Genomic DNA, 18,967 nt, shown 5'->3' with positions numbered 1-18,967 from the left:
TTTTAATTGCCATGACAGCACATGATTCCAAAATCGTTGGAGAAGGTTTAACCTATGACGATGTTCTTTTAGTTCCAGCATTTTCTGAAGTATTACCCAGAGAGGTAAGTATTCAAACTAAATTCACAAAAAACATAACGCTTAATGTACCTATTGTTTCTGCAGCAATGGATACAGTTACAGAAAGTCGTATGGCAATAGCTATGGCTCAAGAAGGAGGAATAGGTGTGCTTCATAAAAACATGACTATAGAAGAACAGGCAATCAAAGTACGCAAAGTAAAACGGGCTGAGAGTGGCATGATCATAGATCCTGTAACATTACCTCGCGATGCAAAAGTGATCGATGCCAAAAATAATATGCGAGAGCATAGTATAGGTGGAATCCCAATTGTAGATGATAATTATAAATTGATAGGGATCGTTACTAATAGAGATCTTAGGTTTGAGAAAAACGATGAGAGACCTATATCAGAAATCATGACCAGTGAAAACTTGGTAACTGTAGGAGAAGGAACATCACTACAGCAAGCAGAAGTTATTTTACAAGAAAACAAAATAGAAAAATTACCAGTAGTTGATCAAAACAATACACTTGTAGGCTTAATTACTTTTAGAGATATAACCAAGCTTACGCTAAAACCAATGGCAAATAAAGATAAGTTAGGTCGTCTTCGTGTAGCTGCTGCAATAGGAGTTACAGGTGATGCTGTAGAAAGAGCAGATGCATTGGTTAAGGCAGGTGTGGATGCAGTGGTGATTGATACTGCACATGGTCATACAAAAGGAGTGGTAGCAGTATTAAAAGAAGTAAAAACAAAATTTCCTGAATTAGATGTAATCGTTGGTAATATTGCTACAGCAGAGGCTGCAAAATATTTAGTAGAAGCAGGAGCAGATGCTGTCAAGGTTGGAATAGGTCCAGGATCAATATGTACAACCAGAGTAGTGGCAGGAGTTGGATTCCCGCAGTTTTCGGCAGTACTAGAAGTAGCAAGTGCAATAAAAGGATCAGGAGTTCCTGTAATTGCTGATGGAGGAATTAGGTATACAGGTGATATCCCAAAAGCGATTGCTGCTGGAGCAGATACAGTAATGTTAGGCTCTCTTTTGGCAGGAACCAAAGAATCACCAGGAGAAACAGTGATTTACGAAGGAAGAAAATACAAAACATATCGTGGGATGGGATCTGTAGAAGCAATGAAGAAAGGATCAAAAGATAGGTACTTTCAAGATGTAGAAGACGATATCAAAAAACTAGTTCCAGAGGGTATAGTAGGACGTGTAGCTTATAAAGGAGATTTAGTAGAAAGTATCCATCAGTTTATAGGAGGACTACGTGCAGGAATGGGATATTGTGGATCAAAAGATGTAGCAACCCTTCAGAATAATGGTCGTTTTGTGAAAATTACAGCAAGTGGTATTCACGAAAGCCACCCACATGATGTCACAATTACCAAAGAAGCTCCTAATTATAGTAGGTAGATAAGCTAAAAGTATTGTATAAAAAAACGCATCAAATTTGATGCGTTTTTTTATACAATACTACCAGTTTTTATATCAAATGGTATGATGAAGTAGACCCTAATTATTTCTTAGGCTCTTTGATCTCAATACCTAATTTTGTCATCACTGTTTTGGTTACGTCAAACTTAGGATCGATATAAGCTAGTCCGCTTGTAGTCACTGTAAAAACTTGAGTATATCCCTCTGTTTTAGCAATTTCTTCTAGAGCCTGTCCGATTTTTTGGTATAAGGGCTGTAATAATCTGTTTTGTTCTATTTGCACCAATTTAGCACCGTTTTGACGAAATTGTGCGATTTCATTTTCTAAAGCAATAATCTCTTCCTGCTTTGTTTTTTTCATAGGCTCAGTAAAAGAAGCAACTTTTTCCTGATATTCTTTTGCTTTTGCTTGATAAGCTTCAACCTTTACCTTTAGCCCTTCTTCAAGTTTTGTGTTGTAAGCTTTTAGATCAGTTTGAACCTTAGCAAGTTCAGGCATTTGAGAAAGAATAAATTCAGTGTCAATACTTCCTGTTTTTGATTGAGCGTTTACTTGAAAACTGGCAACCAAAACCAGAATTAATGCGATTACTTTTTTCATTTTATTTTTTGTTTACTGATTTTTAAATTTTTGCAAATATATAAGGTCTGAAACAATATATATGCCACGAATTATTTTTTTTAAAAACCTTACTCCTGATACAATTGCCCTCGATGAGGTTTTAAAGCATCTCTCACTGCCTTCATTTCAGAATTCATAACCACCATATATGCTATACTATGCATATCATTGATGTCTTGAAATCCTGTAATATTAAGAGATAACTTTTCTATAGTAATATACTCTTTCAGGTGAATTTCGTGATGTTGAGCTGTTTTACTGGCAGCAGGACCTTTGAAATCCCAAATCAGTTTTAATTTTTGCGTTTTTTCCAAAATAGATATCAAATTAAGAATACCCCAAAGTTAAGTTAAAAGAGGCATATCATGAATGCGCAATAAGAATAACTAGTTAGTTTTTGTAGTCTTTAATTTAAAAGATAAGAAGAATCAGTCTAGTATATAAGTAAATAAGTAAAAGAGGGTAAAAAGAACATAACTAGGATTAATTATTTACACTTTTACCATCTTCTGCAAAGGCTTTAAAATCTTTCATATAACTATACGATTGTTTTTTGAATGCCCCAGGCATTAAAAAACCCATAATTTTCATGAAACCACTAAACTTAAATTCATTTTTAGATATCCATTTTGTATGCCCGTTGGCAAGTTCTTCAAAATAATTTTCCTGAATATTGTATATGTTTTTAGCATCAAAGGTAAGATGAATTGCAGTAGGAAGATCTAATAGAGTAATGGTTTCAACCATTTCAATTTTTCGCTTTCCCATTATGTAAGTTAATTTTGATACAGCTCCAGCTTTTCCTTTTTGACCATTAAGAAGAGTCATATTTACAAAACCTTTTTGCCAATATTTCATGTTTTCTTCATTTTTAAATAAATCAACTACTTGGTTTCTAGGGAGCTTGAGTTCGATGTCAAGAGTATATTCCATGATAAAATTACTATTTGTTTTTTGAGTTTGTATTAGGTCTATAATATAAAAAAACTACAAGTCAATACTATAGAGTGCAATTACTTCGTTAGAAGAAGAACTTGTAAAACATCTTAATATTGTTATTTTTGTTCAGTTAAGGACTTCACCATATAGAAACTATGTATAAGAAGGCGTTATTATTATTTTTAGGAAGTATTTTTTTGATGCAAACTCATGCGCAACAATCAAAAGAAATACTATTTACCATTGATGAATCTCCAGTATATATCTCAGAATTTAAAAGAGTATATCTCAAAAATATAGATTTGGTTAAAGACGATTCTCAGAAAAATATAGATAAATATTTTGATCTATTTGTAAACTATAAATTGAAGCTCAAAGAAGCAGAACATTTAGGGCTTGATAAAAAAGAAGCGTATGTTTCAGAATTAGAAGGGTATAGAGAACAATTGGTTAAAGGGTATCTTACAGATAATAAGGCGTCTGAGGTTTTGTTGAAACAAGCTTATGAGCGTTCTCTAGAACAGATAAATGCAAGTCATATATTGATTATGCTAAAACCTAATGCATCAGAAAAAGATACAATTGCAGCCTATCAAAAAATTATAGAAGCAAAAAAGAAAATTGATCAAGGAGAAGCATTTGATATAGTAGCCAAAACATATAGTCAAGACCCTTCTGTATCTAAAAATAATGGGAATTTAGGGTGGTTTTCTGCATTTAGAATGGTCTATCCCTTTGAGGAAGCTGCCTATTCAACAAAAATAAGAGATGTGTCTAAACCATTTAGAACACAATTTGGATATCATATTGTAAAAGTAAATAGTAGAGAAAAAAAGCTAGGAGAAGTTACAGTTGCTCATATAATGGTTGCTATAAATGCTAATCGTACTTCTGAAGAAGCAGAAAAAAGAATAATAGAAATCAATCAACAATTGGCACAGGGAGTCTCTTTTTCTGCCTTAGCAAAACAATATAGTGAGGATCCTAGTACTGCAATAAAAGGAGGTATGCTCAAGCGATTTGCACAAGGGGCATTGAATTCACAAAAATTCGAACAAGCGGCATTTGCTTTGCAAAAGAAAAATGAAATTTCTGAACCATTAAAAACACAATACGGTTGGCATATTATTAAGCTTATAGAAAAACATAAACCAAGAACGTTTGAAGAACAAAAAAATAATCTTGCTAAAAGAATAAAAAGAGATAGTCGATCAAAATTAATTACAGAATCTTTTATCAATTCATTAAGAAAGAAATATGCTGTTAGCAAAAACGAAAAAGCTATAACATTTTTTAAAAAAAATATCCCAGATACATTCTCTGAAGAAAAATGGGAAATGCTGAAAAAAGATAAAGAGATAGAAAAAGAACTTTTTAGTATCAAAAAGGAAAAGTATACCTATAAGGATTTTATTGATTTTTTAATGAATAATCGGATAGGAATACGTAGATACACCAACCCATCAGCATATATAGATGAAATGTATCCCAAGTTTGAATCTTCTACATTATTACAATATTATGAAGAACATTTGGAAGAAGATAATGTAGATTTTGCAAATGTAATAGAAGAGTATCGAGACGGCCTCTTACTTTTTGATCTTATGGAATCCAAGATATGGAATGCGGCTAAAACTGATTCTGTAGCGATAAAAGAGTATTACGAAAAGCATAAAAATAACTATAAACAAAATGAAGCTTATAAAATATTTAAAGCATCGTCATCAAAGCATGATTTGATTTTAAAAGTTCAGAAGTTATTGAAAGAGAAAAAAACTATAGAAGAAGTAAAAAAAGAAATAGAAGAAGCTAGTACGACAGTTTTGTTCTCAGAAGAAATATTGAGCAAAGGTAGAAGTAATGGCTCTAATAATTTTTCTAAAGAAATAGGAGCAATAACCATTTCGGAGGAAGAAAATTTCACTACTTTGATAATGGTTAAAGAAATTTTACCTTCCCGAATTAAAACTTTTGATGAAATAAGAGGAGAGGTTATTAATGATTACCAACAAAGTATTGAAGAAAAATGGCTGGATGAACTTAAGGAAAAGTACTCTGTAAAGGTTAATAAAAAAATATTAAAGAAAGCAAAAAAAGAGTTGTCTATATAGGTGTTTTTTGGGATTTAAAAATGTAAACCCCTGTACTATAGGTAACATCATAAAGGTTGAAATACTTGAGTAAATCATAAAAATAATAGTACCCACGCAAAAAATAACCTTGAATTCTTATGAATAAAGGTTATGTGTTATGATTCTCAGATTATTATAAAAAAATGAAATACTACAAACTACTACTGCTATTATTCATTATAGCTACTTCATGTCAGAAATTAAAAAATAACTCCAAAAAACAAACTATTGCCCGAGTAAATGATGCGTACTTGTATAAAGAGGATATCAAAAATTTAGTACCCAAAAACGCTTCAGAACAGGATAGTACAAATATTGTAAATAGTTATATTAAGACATGGGCAACCCGCCAATTGTTTATAGATAAAGCAAAATTAAACCTTACCGAAGAAGAACTCAAAGAATTTGAGGACCTTGTAGAAAGCTACCAAAGCACGTTATACATCAATGCATATAAAAATGCAGTGATCAAAAAATCTATAAATATGGAGATTACAGAGCAAGATCTTCAATCCTATTACGATCAAAATTTAAAAAATTTTAATCTTAATCAAGAGATAGTAAAATTACGTTACTTACATTTGCCACCAGATTATGAAAACATTGTTGCAACGCAACAGCAATTAAATCGTTTTAAAGAAGAAGATGTTGAAGAACTAGAGAGTAAAAAACTAGAATTTCTTACATATTCATTAAATGATTCTGTTTGGGTAGAGTTGGAGCAGGTAGTACACAAAATTCCGATTCTGAAAAAACAAGATAAAGCAAAGCTCTTAAAAAAGGGGAAATATATACAACTTAGTGATTCTACAGGAGTGTATATGGTAAAAATGAAAGAAGTGTTAAGGCGTGGTGAGGTAGCTCCGCTAGAATACATAAAACCCACGATAAGACAAATTATATTGAATAAAAGAAAACTGGAGCTGATAAAAAAAATAGAAAAAGATATTACAAGAGATGCAGTTGAGAACAAACAATTTGAAGTTTATGATTAAAACTACCGCACTTTGTGCACTACTTACCTTTAATATAAGTACGCAGATTTATGCCCAAGATGTTATAGAAGGAGTAGTACAAGATACTTCTGCTGTAGCAAATATTGCTACAAATGATACAATTGCAGTAGTAACAGATACAGTGAAAGCACCTTTTCAGAAAATGAAAATAGATGGTGTAGCAGCAGTAATTGGAGAAAACGTACTATTAGATAGTGATGTAGATATTGCATATAAACAATTAGTGAGTGAGGGGGTTTCTTCATCAGATGTAAGTCGCTGTGAACTTGCAGGTAGTTTATTTGAGAGTAAATTATACGCGCATCATGCAGTACAAGACAGTATTATTGTAAAAGATGCTGAAGTTAACTCTATGGTAGATCAGCAATTGGCTTATATGACCAATGAATTAGGTACAGTAGAGAAAGTATTGAGCTTCTATAAAAAAGATAATATCTCAGATTTCAGAAAAGAACTTTTCGAGATCAATAAATCAAACAGACTATCTGAGCAAATGAGAGCTAAGATTATAGAAGGTATTGAGATTACGCCAGAAGAAGTCAGAGAATTTTTTGATGATATTCCAGAAGAAGAAAGACCACTTTTTGGTACAGAGATTGAATTAGCTCAAATAGTAATAGAACCAGAGATACCACAAGAAGAAGAACAAAAAGTAATAGATCGTTTAAGTCAGTTTAGAGAAGATATTGTAGAAAACGGAAGTAGTTTTGCAACCAAAGCAGTATTATATTCTCAAGACCCAGGATCAAAATCTACTGGAGGAAAATATACATTAGATCGCAAGACAAATTTTGCAAAAGAATTCAAAGATGTTTCTTTTAGTTTACAAGAAGGAGAAGTGAGTGAACCTTTCAAAACTGATTTTGGATGGCATATAGTAAAAGTAGATAAAATAAGAGGAGAAGAAATAGATGTAAGACATATACTTCTTATTCCTGATGTTACCAGAGAAAGCGTTACAGAAGCCAAAAGATTAATAGACTCTGTAAGAACAAGTATTGTTTCTGGGTCTATCAAATTTCAAGAAGCAGCAAGAAAGTTTAGTGACGAGAAAGAAACTCGTGAAGATGGAGGACAATTATTAAATCCAACAACAGGGGATACTCATTTTGAACTTACCAAAATTGATCCTATATTGTATGATCAAGTATCTAAATTAAAAACCAATGAAGTTTCTTTAGTAATTCCTGATCAAGATCGTCAAGGTAGAAAAAAGTTTAAGTTGATAACGGTCCTTAATAGATACGATGAGCATATAGCAGATTATGCTAATGATTATCTTAAAATACAGGAATTAGCAAAGAGGAAAAAACAAATTGATGCAATTCGTAAGTGGCAGAATGAGAAAATAATGGATACTTATATAAAAATTAATGGAGAGTACAGAGACTGTGAATATAGCGGTAACTGGTTAAAAAAATAAAAAAATATGTCAGAAGACGTAGCGGCTATAGAAAAACTGGTAAAAAAACATTCAGAACTTAAAAAAGAAATTTCTAAGGTAATTATTGGGCAAGAAAAGGTAATCGATCAAATTCTTATTTCGATCTTTTCAGGAGGGCATGCATTGCTAATAGGTGTTCCAGGATTAGCCAAAACGCTAATGGTTAATACCATCTCGCAAGCCTTAGGATTGGATTTTAAAAGAATTCAGTTTACACCAGATTTGATGCCTAGTGATATCTTAGGAAGTGAAATATTAGACGAAACAAGACATTTTAAATTTATAAAAGGCCCAATATTTTCTAATATTATATTGGCTGATGAAATCAACCGTACTCCTCCGAAAACTCAAGCAGCCCTTCTTGAAGCTATGCAAGAACGATCAGTCACTGTAGCAGGACACCATTATAAATTAGACCTTCCGTATTTTGTATTGGCAACACAAAACCCTATAGAACAAGAAGGAACATACCCACTTCCAGAAGCACAATTGGATAGATTTATGTTTGCTATAGAACTAAAGTATCCAAGTTTTCAAGAGGAAGTAGAGGTGGTAAAAAGCACTACAGGTGGTACTACAAAAACAATTAATTCATTATTTACAGCACAAGAAATCATAGACCTTCAACAGTTGATACGCCGTATTCCTGTAGCAGATAATGTAATTGAATATGCTGTGAAAATGGTAGGTAAAACTAGGCCTAATGAAGAAACGGCAACCGATTTGGTTAAAAATTATATAGACTGGGGAGCAGGTCCAAGAGCTTCTCAGAATCTTATTCTTGCAGCCAAAGCAAATGCCGCTGTAAAAGGTAAGTTCTCTCCTGATATAGAAGATATACAAGCAGTAGCAATGGGGATTTTGCGCCATCGTATGATAAAAAATTATAAAGCAGAAGCAGAAGGAATAAGCATAGAAGATATTATTAGTAGTTTGTTCTAAAACTAATTTTTGTAAACCACATAACACTTTTGAACTTTTTTGTAATCTATCTGTTTGATTGATAGAAGCGTATTCTTTGTAGGTAAAAAAGAACAAAAATAAGGTAACATTTTATTCTGTTCTGACATATATATTCAATGTTAGTCTAATTAGCATTAATAAAAATCCAAAATAAAAAAATGAAAAAAACTTTTTTAAAACTAGTAGCTGTTATTTCTTTAGGTCTAATGGTATCTTGTAATAGTGATGATGATAATTCGGTAGATTTGACTCAAACAGAGATTTTAGTGTCTGATACCTGGAATATAAAAGAATATGGATTGATTGTAAATAATAATTTTGTAGCCGATCAACTTAGTGGGTGTGAAGATATGAATTTCATGAAATTTTCTAAGGATAATACTTTTTATGAATCAGACTTTTTCTTAGAGAATGATACCTGTGTTGATGGTAATGTAGATGAAAAAGGAACTTGGAAAATAGAAGGGGAAATACTTAAAAGAACAATTAAATTCGAAGGGACTAATTTTGAAGAAAAATTGGAAGAAAATATTGATCGATTGGACATGAACAATTTAATATTATCTGCTTCACAAACTGACGAACAAGGAAATCCAGAAACATATTATATCCACTATATACGTTAAAAAACTACTATTAGCATTGGTAGCTCTTTGTATAAGTTAGTTAAAATAATAAGTATAACCAGTAAGGCACTTCTTAAAAAGAAGTGCCTTACTGGTTATAGAGAGTTTACGGCATAACAATTTTTTCTTAATTTTTGTTTTATTTCAATATTAAACCTTTTTAGAATGTATCAGTCTTAGTATTGAACGTTCAGGATAATTAATACATAAGTTTAATATTGAAAAAGAAATAAATGAAAAATAGTATAATATATTTTATAGCATTAGTAATAAGTGCTATTACAGTATCTGCACAACCTGATGTAAGCCGTAAAGAACATAAGGCACTAAAAAAGGAATTTTATGAAAGCCTGTCTGAAACTCAGAAAGAACAATTAAATAATAAAAGAACGCTCAGAAAAAAACAACGAGCAGTAATGCATGATAGCTTTACAGAAGAACAATTGGCAATTGTAGAAAATGAAGACCTCTCAAGAAAAGGAAAAAGAAAAGCCTTGAAAAGTACATGGAATAAAGAGCAAAAAGGGATGCTTAAAAAACATAGGGAATTAATGAAGAGTGAAAATGAAAAGTTTAAAGCAACACTTACTGCAGTTCAATTAGAGCAGTATGAAAGCTTTAAAAAGAAGAGGCATGAAAAGAAGAAAAACTAATAAAATTAGGTTTTCTTACAAAAGTATAAGTGAGGTTCTAGAACCTCACTTATACTTTTTATAAATAAATTGTCTCAGAGTAAGTTTCAGAGCATTAAAATCTCACTTAATGAGTAAATTTTAACAGAATAACTATAACGTTTTCGTAACTTCGTTTTAGAGCGAGTTATTTTCTTATCTTAATTTTTATTGATTTTGTAAAATTCATAAATTAAATTTATGGATATCAATAAATGAAAGCCTATATTTTTTTAAAAAAGCAAAAAGAGCTGATAAGAAGCATTCATTTAAGAAAATCCTTTAAAATTCGTATTTTTGCAGAACTTTTCAATATAAAAAATAATAGATATGGCATTCGATATCGATATGATTAAAAAGGTTTACGATCAGTTATCAGATCGTGTTAACGCAGCACGTGAAATAACAGGTACACCTTTAACTCTGGCAGAGAAAATTTTGTATTCGCATTTGTGGGGTAATGACTCCCAGAAAGCGTTCACTCGTGGTAAAGATTATGTAGACTTTGCACCAGATCGTATCGCTTGTCAAGATGCAACTGCTCAAATGGCATTATTGCAATTTATGCAAGCAGGTAAAACAAAAGTAGCAGTACCAACAACAGTGCACTGTGATCACTTGATTCAGGCAAAAGTAGGTGCAGATAAAGATTTACAAACAGCCTTAAATACAAGTAATGAAGTATTTAATTTTCTAGAATCAGTATCCAATAAATACGGAATTGGATTTTGGAAACCAGGAGCAGGAATTATTCATCAAGTAGTATTAGAAAACTATGCATTCCCAGGAGGTATGATGATCGGTACCGATTCACATACTGTAAATGCAGGAGGATTAGGAATGGTTGCTATTGGAGTTGGTGGAGCAGATGCCGTAGATGTAATGGCAGGAATGCCATGGGAACTTAAGTTTCCTAAATTGATAGGAGTAAAATTAACTGGAAAACTTAACGGTTGGACAGCACCAAAAGATGTTATCCTTAAAGTAGCAGGTATCCTTACCGTAAAAGGAGGTACTGGAGCTATTGTAGAGTATTTTGGACCTGGAGCAGAATCTATGTCCTGTACAGGTAAAGGTACCATCTGTAATATGGGAGCAGAAATAGGAGCAACAACTTCTACCTTTGGATACGATGAATCTATGGAACGTTATTTACGTGCTACAGATCGTAGTGATATAGCAGATGCTGCAAATCAGGTAAAAGAACATCTTACAGGAGATCCAGAAGTATATGCAAATCCAGAACAATATTTTGATCAAGTTATAGAGATTAATTTATCAGAATTGAAACCTCATGTAAATGGTCCGTTTACACCAGATTTAGCTACACCAGTTGGAGAAATGACAGATAAAGCAAAATCTAATGATTGGCCACTTAAAGTAGAGTGGGGGTTAATTGGATCTTGTACCAACTCATCTTATGAAGATTTATCAAGAGCAGCATCAATAGCGCAACAAGCAGTAGATAAAGGATTAAAAACTAAAGCTGAATTTGGTATCAATCCAGGGTCAGAACAAGTAAGATTTACTGCAGAGAGAGATGGTTTACTTGATATTTTTGAAAAATTAGACGCAAAAATATTTACAAATGCATGTGGGCCATGTATTGGTCAATGGGCAAGAGAAGGAGCAAGTAAAGAAGAAAAAAATTCGATTATACACTCTTTTAATAGAAACTTCGCAAAAAGAGCAGATGGTAACCCTAATACACATGCCTTTGTTGCTTCACCAGAAATGGTTGCCGCAGTAGCAATCTCAGGAAGGTTAGATTTTAACCCGATTACAGATAAACTAATCAATGAGAATGGAGAAGAAGTAATGTTGGATGAGCCTACAGGTTGGGAATTACCTCCAAAAGGTTTTGATGTAGAAGATGCAGGTTATCTTGCACCGCAAGAAGATGGTTCTGGAGTTGAAATAGTAGTAAATCCAGAATCAGAAAGATTAGAATTGTTAAGCCCGTTTAAGGCTTGGGATGGAAAAAATATTACAGGAGCCAAACTACTTATAAAAGCATTTGGTAAATGTACTACAGATCACATCTCTATGGCAGGACCATGGTTGCGTTATAGAGGGCATTTAGATAATATTTCTAACAACTGCTTGATCGGTGCAGTAAATGCTTATAACAAGAAGACTAATTTTGTAAAAAGTCAGTTGAATGGCGAGTATGATGGTGTACCAAATGTACAGCGAACTTATAAAGCAGCAGGAGTGCCTACCATAGTAGTGGGAGACCATAACTATGGAGAAGGGTCATCAAGAGAGCATGCAGCTATGGAGCCACGTCATTTAGGAGTACGCGCTGTAATTGTAAAATCATTTGCTCGTATTCATGAGACAAACCTTAAGAAACAGGGGATGCTTGGATTGACTTTTGCAAATGAAAATGATTATGACTTGATACAAGAAGACGATACTTTTAACTTTATAGACCTTGAGCAATTTGCCCCAGGAAAACAATTAACACTAGAGGTTGTTCATTCTGATGATTCCAAGGACTTAATTTTATTAAATCATACTTATAATGATTCTCAAATAGAGTGGTTTAAAGAAGGTTCAGCATTAAACCTTATAAAAAAGGAAAATGCATAAGAAGATAGACTCTTTTATGTAAAAAATAAGAACTCCTTAAAACAAAGTTTTAAGGAGTTTTTTACATCAATAATGTAAGGAATTTCTATGTTTTGCGTTCTAATTTTGTAAACTAACACTTTAAAACATACATTGTCATGAGTACTATTTGGTTCTTTGAGGATGCAAACCTCTTCAATATATTATGTCCGCATAAGTTTAAAGAATATAAAAAAGATCATGATTTTGATGCTTATAGAAAGAATGATTATATCTATTTTGAAGAAGATTCTGCTAATAAAATTTATCTTATAGAAAAAGGAAAAGTAAAAATAGGATATTATGGAGAAGATGGACATGAAGTAATAAAAGCAATTCTTATCAAAGGAGAAATTTTTGGAGAAAAAGCAATTCTAGGAGAAAATAAAAGAACAGAGTTTGCTCAGTCTCTTGATAATACTACCTCTATATGCCCCATTGGAGTAGAAACTATGCATGAACTTATGAAAGACAATCAATCTTTCAGTTTAAGAATCTATAAGTTTATAGGTATGCGTTTCAAGCGTTTAGAAAGAAGATTACAATTACTTCTGTTTAAAGACACCAAAACAAGATTGCTAGAATTCTTGAATGAACTTAAGGAAGATTATGGGCATTGTTGTCCTCATACAGGAGATATGGTAATAGAGCACCCATATACTCAAAAAGATATCGCCCATCTCATAGGAACCTCCAGACCGACATTAAACATTATTCTGAACGAATTGAAAGAATCTAATATCATTGATTTCAATAGAAAAGAGATTCGATTAAAAAATGTTGCTTAATGTTAGATGGCTAACATTTTAAGAGCTTAGTTGTCTTTATTTTTATAATCGTAATAATTATAAAAATAAAAGTAATGTTTAAAAAAGCAATTATAGGTGCTTTGGTAGTGGGATGTGTTGCCACTTCTTGTAGCGATGATGATGATTCTGGTAATGTATCTACCGAATCAAATTTGACAGTTAATCTTAATGGTTTAGAAGATTTAGGAAATGATTATTTGTATGAAGGATGGATCATTGTTAATGGAGACCCCATTTCTACAGGTACATTTTCTGTAAATAGTGACGGAGAATTATCTAGTACTTCTTTTGCGGTAAATACAGAGTCATTGAATGCGGCTACATCTTTTGTATTGACTATTGAGCCAACCCCAGATCCAGATCCTGCACCAGCAGATACAAAACTTTTAAAAGGAGATTTTGGTACTAGTAATACTGCGACCGTAGGATTAGGTCCGGTAATAACAGAAGGAGATTTCTTAGACTCGACAGGGGATTTCTTTTTAAGAACACCAACAGATGAAGCTCCTATGACTGCTAATAACGGTAATGATGAATATGGAGTGTGGTTTGGAACCCCAGCAATGCCACCAGTAGCAACTCTTACACTGCCAGTTCTTGATGCAGGTTGGAAATATGAAGGATGGGTAGTATCAGAAGGAGTGCCAATTTCTACAGGTACATTTACAATGGGTAATACTGCAGACGATAATGCAGGTGCTAGTGATGGATTTAGTGAGACAGCTTCAAACGGACCACAATTGCCAGGAGAAGACTTTTTTAGAAATGAACCAGATGGAGTAACATTTCCATTAGATGTTAGAGGGAAAGCCGTTGTAATTTCGGTAGAACCTTTTCCAGATAATGCCGCAGCACCATTCTTATTAAAACCTTTGGTAGGAACAGCAGGTACAGAAACAGCACCCACAAGTTATGCTTTTGAACTTAATAGTGATTCATTTCCTACGGGAAGTATCTCTAGATAGTTAGTTCATTAGTATTTTTGTTAGTTTTTCTTAAGCGCAATCAATAAATTTGATTGCGCTTTTATCGTCAAGTATAAATTGATAACCTTTAGTCCATTAATTTTTTGTTGTTATGATGTAAGTAAGACTTTGTAAATCTCGTTGCAGGTATAATTATTTATATAACTTTGTAAGTAGAATACAGGTTCTAAGACAGAATTATCGGTACTGATTTTATTAAATATTGATAGAAAGAGTAAGTGACTATATAATTAATTTTAAAATTGATTAGAGGATTGACCAGTAGTTATAAAAATTGTTTAATTGTAAAGTATAAAAGCCAAACGAATGAAGTTTGAGAAAAAAAAGATTTCTAATATAATTTTTGTAATCATATTGGTGCTATTTTTTATTCCTAACACTAGAGGAATGATGCAAATATTTCTAACTAGAATTTTTTCTTTTAGTCCTAGTATAGTAGAAGTAGAAGAAAGAAAAAAAGTAGCAACTTATGACTGGAAACTACATGGGGTGAATACACCTTCTATTAATTTTGATACAGCCAGAGATAAAGTTGTTTTGATTAATTATTGGGCAACATGGTGTCCGCCATGTATTGCAGAGATGCCTTCTTTGCAAAAACTGTATAATGATTATCAAGATAAAGTTGTGTTTCTTTTTGTTACTACAGATGATGATCCAGAATTAAATAAGTTTATGAAAAATAAAAACTATAACTACCCAATATATCGGTCATTATCTGAGCATCCTAAGCCTTTTATAAGCAAAACAATACCTGCAACTTATTTGATAGATAAAAAAGGAAATATAATTATTGATAAAGTAGGTGCGGCAGATTGGAATACTACCAAAGTAAGAGAAACAATTGATAGCCTGTTGAATCAGTAGTTATTTTTTGAAGTATTTAAAAGGAACGAATAACATGCCAAAACATTCTCCTTTTTCCTTTTTTATATTTTTATGATGCATTTTATGTGCTCTTCTTAGTCCTTTAGCATATCGATTATTAGTCTTTTTTAATAATTTAAAGCGTTGATGTATAAAAATATCATGTACTACAAAATAAGCAATTCCATATGCCAATATCCCAAAACCGATAGGTCTTCCTAGCCAGAAAGTTTGTGGGTGGTGAAATAAAATACAGGACATACTTACAATAGCATAAAAGATAAAAAATAAATCATTACGTTCCCACCAGTTACCATGATCCTTATGATGGTGATCCTTATGAAGAATCCATAAAAAACCATGCATTATGTACTTGTGTGTAAACCAAGCCATAAACTCCATAACACAGAAAGTGGTAAAAAAAACTAAAAGCTGAATAAGAATTTTCACAAGATAGATTTTTATATAAAAATACGGCTAAATTAGATTTAATTGATAATCAAAATAAGATTTGGCGAGTAACTGAATTTTTTGATAATTAGAAACTCGTATGCGGGTGTTTTTTATTTCTAGAGAAGGAGTTTTTTTAAGCTTGTTTAATAGTTTTTTATAGTATACATAAGCCATATAAACTCCAAATTTAGCTTCTACAGGAAGTTTTAGAATTCCTTTTAGAGCATTGTCAAAATCTTCTTCTATTTCTTTAATAATTTTTGATTTAGCGCCTTCATTTAATTGACTTAAATCAATATTAGGAAAATAAGATCTATCCAGAAGTTCATGATCGGATTTTAGATCACGTAAGAAATTAACCTTTTGAAAAGCTGATCCCAAATACATTGCGCTTTGCTTTAATTCATCGTATTTAGCTTGATCTCCGTTTACAAATACCTTCAAACACATTAAGCCCACTACATCGGCAGACCCGTAAATATATTTTTTGTACTCTTGATCTGTTAGGTATTTGGTCTTATGTAGGTCTAACCTCATGCTGCTCATAAAAGCCTCGTATAGATCTGGAGTGATATTGTATTGGTGTACTGTTTTTTGAAAAGAATTTATAATTGGATTTAAGCTTATTTTATCTTTGATCCCTCGATACATATCTTGTTCAAAATCGTTAAATAAACGCTCTTTATCATATGCATGAAAAGTATCAACAATTTCATCTGCAAACCGTACAAATCCGTAAATATTATAAATGTCTTGTCGTATTGAGCCAGATAACATTTTTGAGGCAAGAGAAAATGAAGTGCTATATGAGTTGGTAACAATCTTGCTACAACTATACGATACAGTATCAAAAATTAATTTCATAATCAATTAGTTTAGTGGTCTAATGCAATGAGTTTTTATGTTGTAATAAATTGTGATTTCTTGATGTTTTGTTGAGCTTCAATTAATCCAGCCACGAGTTTTCCAGAAATAAGAGAAGGGGGTACACCAGGTCCTGGGACTGTAAGTTGCCCAGTAAAAAATAATTTATTGACTCTCTTACTTTTTAGTTTAGGTCTTAGAAAAGCGGTTTGCAAAAGAGTGTTGGCCATTCCATAAGCATTCCCTTTATAAGAATTATATTCTTTGATAAAGTCTTTTACACAAAAAGATTCTTTAAAAATTATAGCGTTTTTGATATTTTGATTAGTAAGTTTTTCAAAACGAGTTATTATTTTCTCAAAATAACGTTCTCTAAGTGCATCAGTATCTTCTATTCCTGGGGCTAATGGAATTAGAAAAAAACCATTTTCTTTTCCTTCTGGCGCAGATGTAGGATCTGTTATAGAAGTAAAATTAGCATAAAAAAGAGGTTCTTCTGGCCATGTAGGTTGATCATAAATATTTTTAGCATGTTGATCAAAATCAGTATCAAAAAATAAATTATGGTGATGAACATTATCTAGCTTTTTGTTAAAACCTACATAAAAAAGTAATGCCGATGGTGCAAAAACTTTATTTTCCCAGTATTTTTCAGAATATTGCCTGTATTCAAGAGGTAGTAAGGTTTCTCCATGATGATAATCAGCACCACACAGTACCATGTCTGATGCTATAGTAGTCGAGTTTACAATAACTCCAGTAGCGTTTCCTTGTTTGACTAGGATTTTTTCAACATTAGAATTTGTGCAAATGGTTACCCCTAGAGATTCAGCCAGTTTTTTTATGCCGAGTATAACTTGATACATACCTCCTCTGGGATGCCAAGTTCCTAGTCCAAAATCAGCATAATTCATAAAACTATAAAAAGAAGGAGTGTCACTGGGTTTTGCTCCTAGAAATAATACAGGAAATTCAAGTATCTGAATTAGCTTTTTATTTTTAAACTCTTTGCGTACTTCTTTTGAAATGGTACTAAAAAATTGTTTTACCCTCATCAAAGTATCTTTGGTGACCAATTCTAATGGTGAAACACCAGGTCTGTATACCAAATTTTTGATAGCAATGTCATAGTTGTTCTGCGCTGTTCTTATAAATTTTTTAAGTTTAATAGAACTTCCTTCTTCTTCATTCTCAAAAGCTTTGTATATTTTATCTAGCGTATCTTTGATTAAGATACTTTCATTGTTTTCAAAAAAAACTTTGTATGCAGGATTTAATTTGTCTAATTGATAGTAATCAGAAACAGAAGCGTTAAAATCATTAAAAAAGCTTTCAAACACATCTGGCATCCAATACCAAGAAGGGCCAATATCAAAAGTAAATCCTTCTTTTTTTAATTGCCTAGCTCTACCCCCGATAGTATCGTTTTTTTCAAAAATCGTTACATCATACCCCAATTGTGCTAGATAGCATGAAGCAGATAGAGAAGAAAAACCAGAACCGATAACAATTATTTTTTTTGGCATAACAAAAAGTGTATTGTGTTAGAGCTCAGCAATCAATGAGCTGATAGATTCAAAATAATAGTGATTATCTTCACTGTCGATGTCGATATTTATAACCTGTTTACCAAGCACCCATAAATCATAAACGGTATCATTACAAACAATGCTATTAAACTCCTCGGTATATGCTTTGATGTTTTCTTTTTCTGGCCTGATAGTAAAATAAGAAACAAAAATTGTTTTCTTGTGTAAAGAAAGAATATGAGGAAGATTGTCTAATGGGATGCTGGCTCCTAGATATATGGCTTTATATCCATGTAAAAGGATTTCATAATAAATGTATAACAAGCCCAACTCATGAATCTCATTTTCTGGTAGAAATAAAACAAATGCTTTATCGTTTTTGGTTGGTTTAGAATATTGAAGTTTTTCGATATTCAATAAAAGTTTTTGTTTTATTAAATTAGATAGAAAACGTTCGTGTGAAGGGGTGATAGTATTAGTTTGCCATAGTAAACCAATTTCTTTGAGGAGAGGAATAAAAATGGTAGTAAATATTTCTCTAAAATTCTTTTTGTTTTCTAACTGCTCATAAGTATTCAAGAATAAAGCAAGGTCATAATTGAGCATAGCAATTTTAAAAGAATTGAGAGACTGATCCTTAATACCATTATAAGATATGATATTTCTCACATATTCATTTATTTCTTGGTTATTGAGTTTAGAGATTCTTGATATTTTATAACCGCTATTTACTAGGTAAGTTACATTCAGTAGTTTTTGAAGACTTTTTAGATTGTATGTTCTGATGTTGGTTTCTGTGCGATCAGGAGAAAGAAGATTGTATCTTTTTTCCCATATCCTTATGGTGTGAGCTTTGATACCACATAGATTTTCTAAATCTTTAATGCTGAATGTTTTTTTTATATTGTTCACTTTTTTTTAAATATTG

The 18,967-nt window shown here is 32.1% G+C and carries 18 protein-coding genes; 11 read left to right on the top strand and 7 right to left on the bottom strand.

Annotated features, from left to right (window positions below; translation table 11 throughout):
• Positions 1-11 precede the first annotated feature (11 nt).
• On the top strand, positions 12-1,484 hold the full coding sequence (gene guaB / locus DG508_RS04220; protein ID WP_108866939.1) for an IMP dehydrogenase: 1,473 nt from the start codon (positions 12-14) through the stop codon (positions 1,482-1,484).
• Positions 1,485-1,587: 103 nt separating this feature from the next.
• Here guaB and DG508_RS04215 read toward each other — a convergent pair whose 3' ends face one another.
• From DG508_RS04215 to DG508_RS04205, 3 genes are all read right to left on the bottom strand, one after another.
• Positions 1,588-2,106 carry an OmpH/Skp family outer membrane protein gene (locus DG508_RS04215; protein ID WP_108866938.1) on the bottom strand — a complete coding sequence of 173 codons (519 nt, stop codon included), beginning with the start codon at positions 2,104-2,106 and terminating at the stop codon, positions 1,588-1,590.
• A gap of 89 nt (positions 2,107-2,195) precedes the next feature.
• Positions 2,196-2,441, bottom strand: a complete 246-nt coding sequence (locus DG508_RS04210; protein WP_108866937.1) for a hypothetical protein — start codon at positions 2,439-2,441, stop codon at positions 2,196-2,198.
• A 169-nt stretch (positions 2,442-2,610) separates the two neighbouring features.
• On the bottom strand, positions 2,611-3,060 hold the full coding sequence (locus DG508_RS04205) for an SRPBCC family protein (protein WP_108866936.1): 450 nt from the start codon (positions 3,058-3,060) through the stop codon (positions 2,611-2,613).
• Positions 3,061-3,221: 161 nt separating this feature from the next.
• Here DG508_RS04205 and DG508_RS04200 point away from each other — a divergent pair, with 161 nt between their 5' ends.
• From DG508_RS04200 to DG508_RS04155, 10 genes are all read left to right on the top strand, one after another.
• Positions 3,222-5,177, top strand: coding sequence for a peptidylprolyl isomerase (locus tag DG508_RS04200; protein WP_108866935.1), 1,956 nt, complete (start codon positions 3,222-3,224; stop codon positions 5,175-5,177).
• A 164-nt stretch (positions 5,178-5,341) separates the two neighbouring features.
• On the top strand, positions 5,342-6,193 hold the full coding sequence (locus tag DG508_RS04195) for a peptidyl-prolyl cis-trans isomerase (protein WP_108866934.1): 852 nt from the start codon (positions 5,342-5,344) through the stop codon (positions 6,191-6,193).
• Positions 6,186-7,637, top strand: a complete 1,452-nt coding sequence (locus DG508_RS04190) for a peptidylprolyl isomerase (RefSeq protein WP_234418171.1) — start codon at positions 6,186-6,188, stop codon at positions 7,635-7,637. The genes DG508_RS04195 and DG508_RS04190 overlap by 8 nt, the downstream gene beginning before the upstream one ends.
• 6 nt (positions 7,638-7,643) lie before the next feature.
• Positions 7,644-8,600 carry an AAA family ATPase gene (locus tag DG508_RS04185; protein WP_108866932.1) on the top strand — a complete coding sequence of 319 codons (957 nt, stop codon included), beginning with the start codon at positions 7,644-7,646 and terminating at the stop codon, positions 8,598-8,600.
• A 179-nt stretch (positions 8,601-8,779) separates the two neighbouring features.
• Positions 8,780-9,247: a lipocalin family protein gene (locus DG508_RS04180; protein WP_108866931.1), complete on the top strand. Its 468-nt coding sequence runs from the start codon at positions 8,780-8,782 to the stop codon at positions 9,245-9,247.
• A 233-nt stretch (positions 9,248-9,480) separates the two neighbouring features.
• Positions 9,481-9,900: a hypothetical protein gene (locus DG508_RS04175; RefSeq protein ID WP_108866930.1), complete on the top strand. Its 420-nt coding sequence runs from the start codon at positions 9,481-9,483 to the stop codon at positions 9,898-9,900.
• 348 nt (positions 9,901-10,248) lie between these two features.
• A complete protein-coding gene (locus DG508_RS04170) occupies positions 10,249-12,513 on the top strand; it encodes an aconitate hydratase (RefSeq protein WP_108866929.1) in 2,265 nt (754 codons plus the stop codon).
• 137 nt (positions 12,514-12,650) lie between these two features.
• A complete protein-coding gene (locus tag DG508_RS04165; RefSeq protein ID WP_108866928.1) occupies positions 12,651-13,319 on the top strand; it encodes a Crp/Fnr family transcriptional regulator in 669 nt (222 codons plus the stop codon).
• Positions 13,320-13,393: 74 nt separating this feature from the next.
• Positions 13,394-14,305 carry a hypothetical protein gene (locus DG508_RS04160; protein ID WP_108866927.1) on the top strand — a complete coding sequence of 304 codons (912 nt, stop codon included), beginning with the start codon at positions 13,394-13,396 and terminating at the stop codon, positions 14,303-14,305.
• Between the two features lie 327 nt (positions 14,306-14,632).
• On the top strand, positions 14,633-15,193 hold the full coding sequence (locus DG508_RS04155; RefSeq protein ID WP_108866926.1) for a TlpA family protein disulfide reductase: 561 nt from the start codon (positions 14,633-14,635) through the stop codon (positions 15,191-15,193).
• Here the strand turns inward: DG508_RS04155 and DG508_RS04150 are convergent, their stop codons facing one another.
• From DG508_RS04150 to DG508_RS04135, 4 genes are all read right to left on the bottom strand, one after another.
• Positions 15,194-15,595 (bottom strand): sterol desaturase family protein, encoded by a 402-nt coding sequence (locus DG508_RS04150; RefSeq protein WP_416354241.1) that lies wholly within the window; start codon positions 15,593-15,595, stop codon positions 15,194-15,196.
• A 75-nt stretch (positions 15,596-15,670) separates the two neighbouring features.
• Entirely contained in the window at positions 15,671-16,510 is an 840-nt protein-coding gene (locus tag DG508_RS04145) for a phytoene/squalene synthase family protein (protein WP_108866925.1), read from the bottom strand.
• A gap of 35 nt (positions 16,511-16,545) precedes the next feature.
• Positions 16,546-18,036 carry a phytoene desaturase family protein gene (locus tag DG508_RS04140; protein WP_108866924.1) on the bottom strand — a complete coding sequence of 497 codons (1,491 nt, stop codon included), beginning with the start codon at positions 18,034-18,036 and terminating at the stop codon, positions 16,546-16,548.
• Positions 18,037-18,054: 18 nt separating this feature from the next.
• Entirely contained in the window at positions 18,055-18,951 is an 897-nt protein-coding gene (locus DG508_RS04135; RefSeq protein WP_108866923.1) for a MerR family transcriptional regulator, read from the bottom strand.
• Between the last annotated feature and the right edge of the window lie 16 nt (positions 18,952-18,967).

The sequence above is a fragment of the Aquimarina aquimarini genome (genome assembly GCF_900299535.1).
GTDB classification, from domain to species: Bacteria; Bacteroidota; Bacteroidia; order Flavobacteriales; family Flavobacteriaceae; genus Aquimarina; species Aquimarina aquimarini.
Note: the sequence above shows the minus strand (reverse complement) of the source record. Positions and strands in the feature narration are given on the sequence as shown.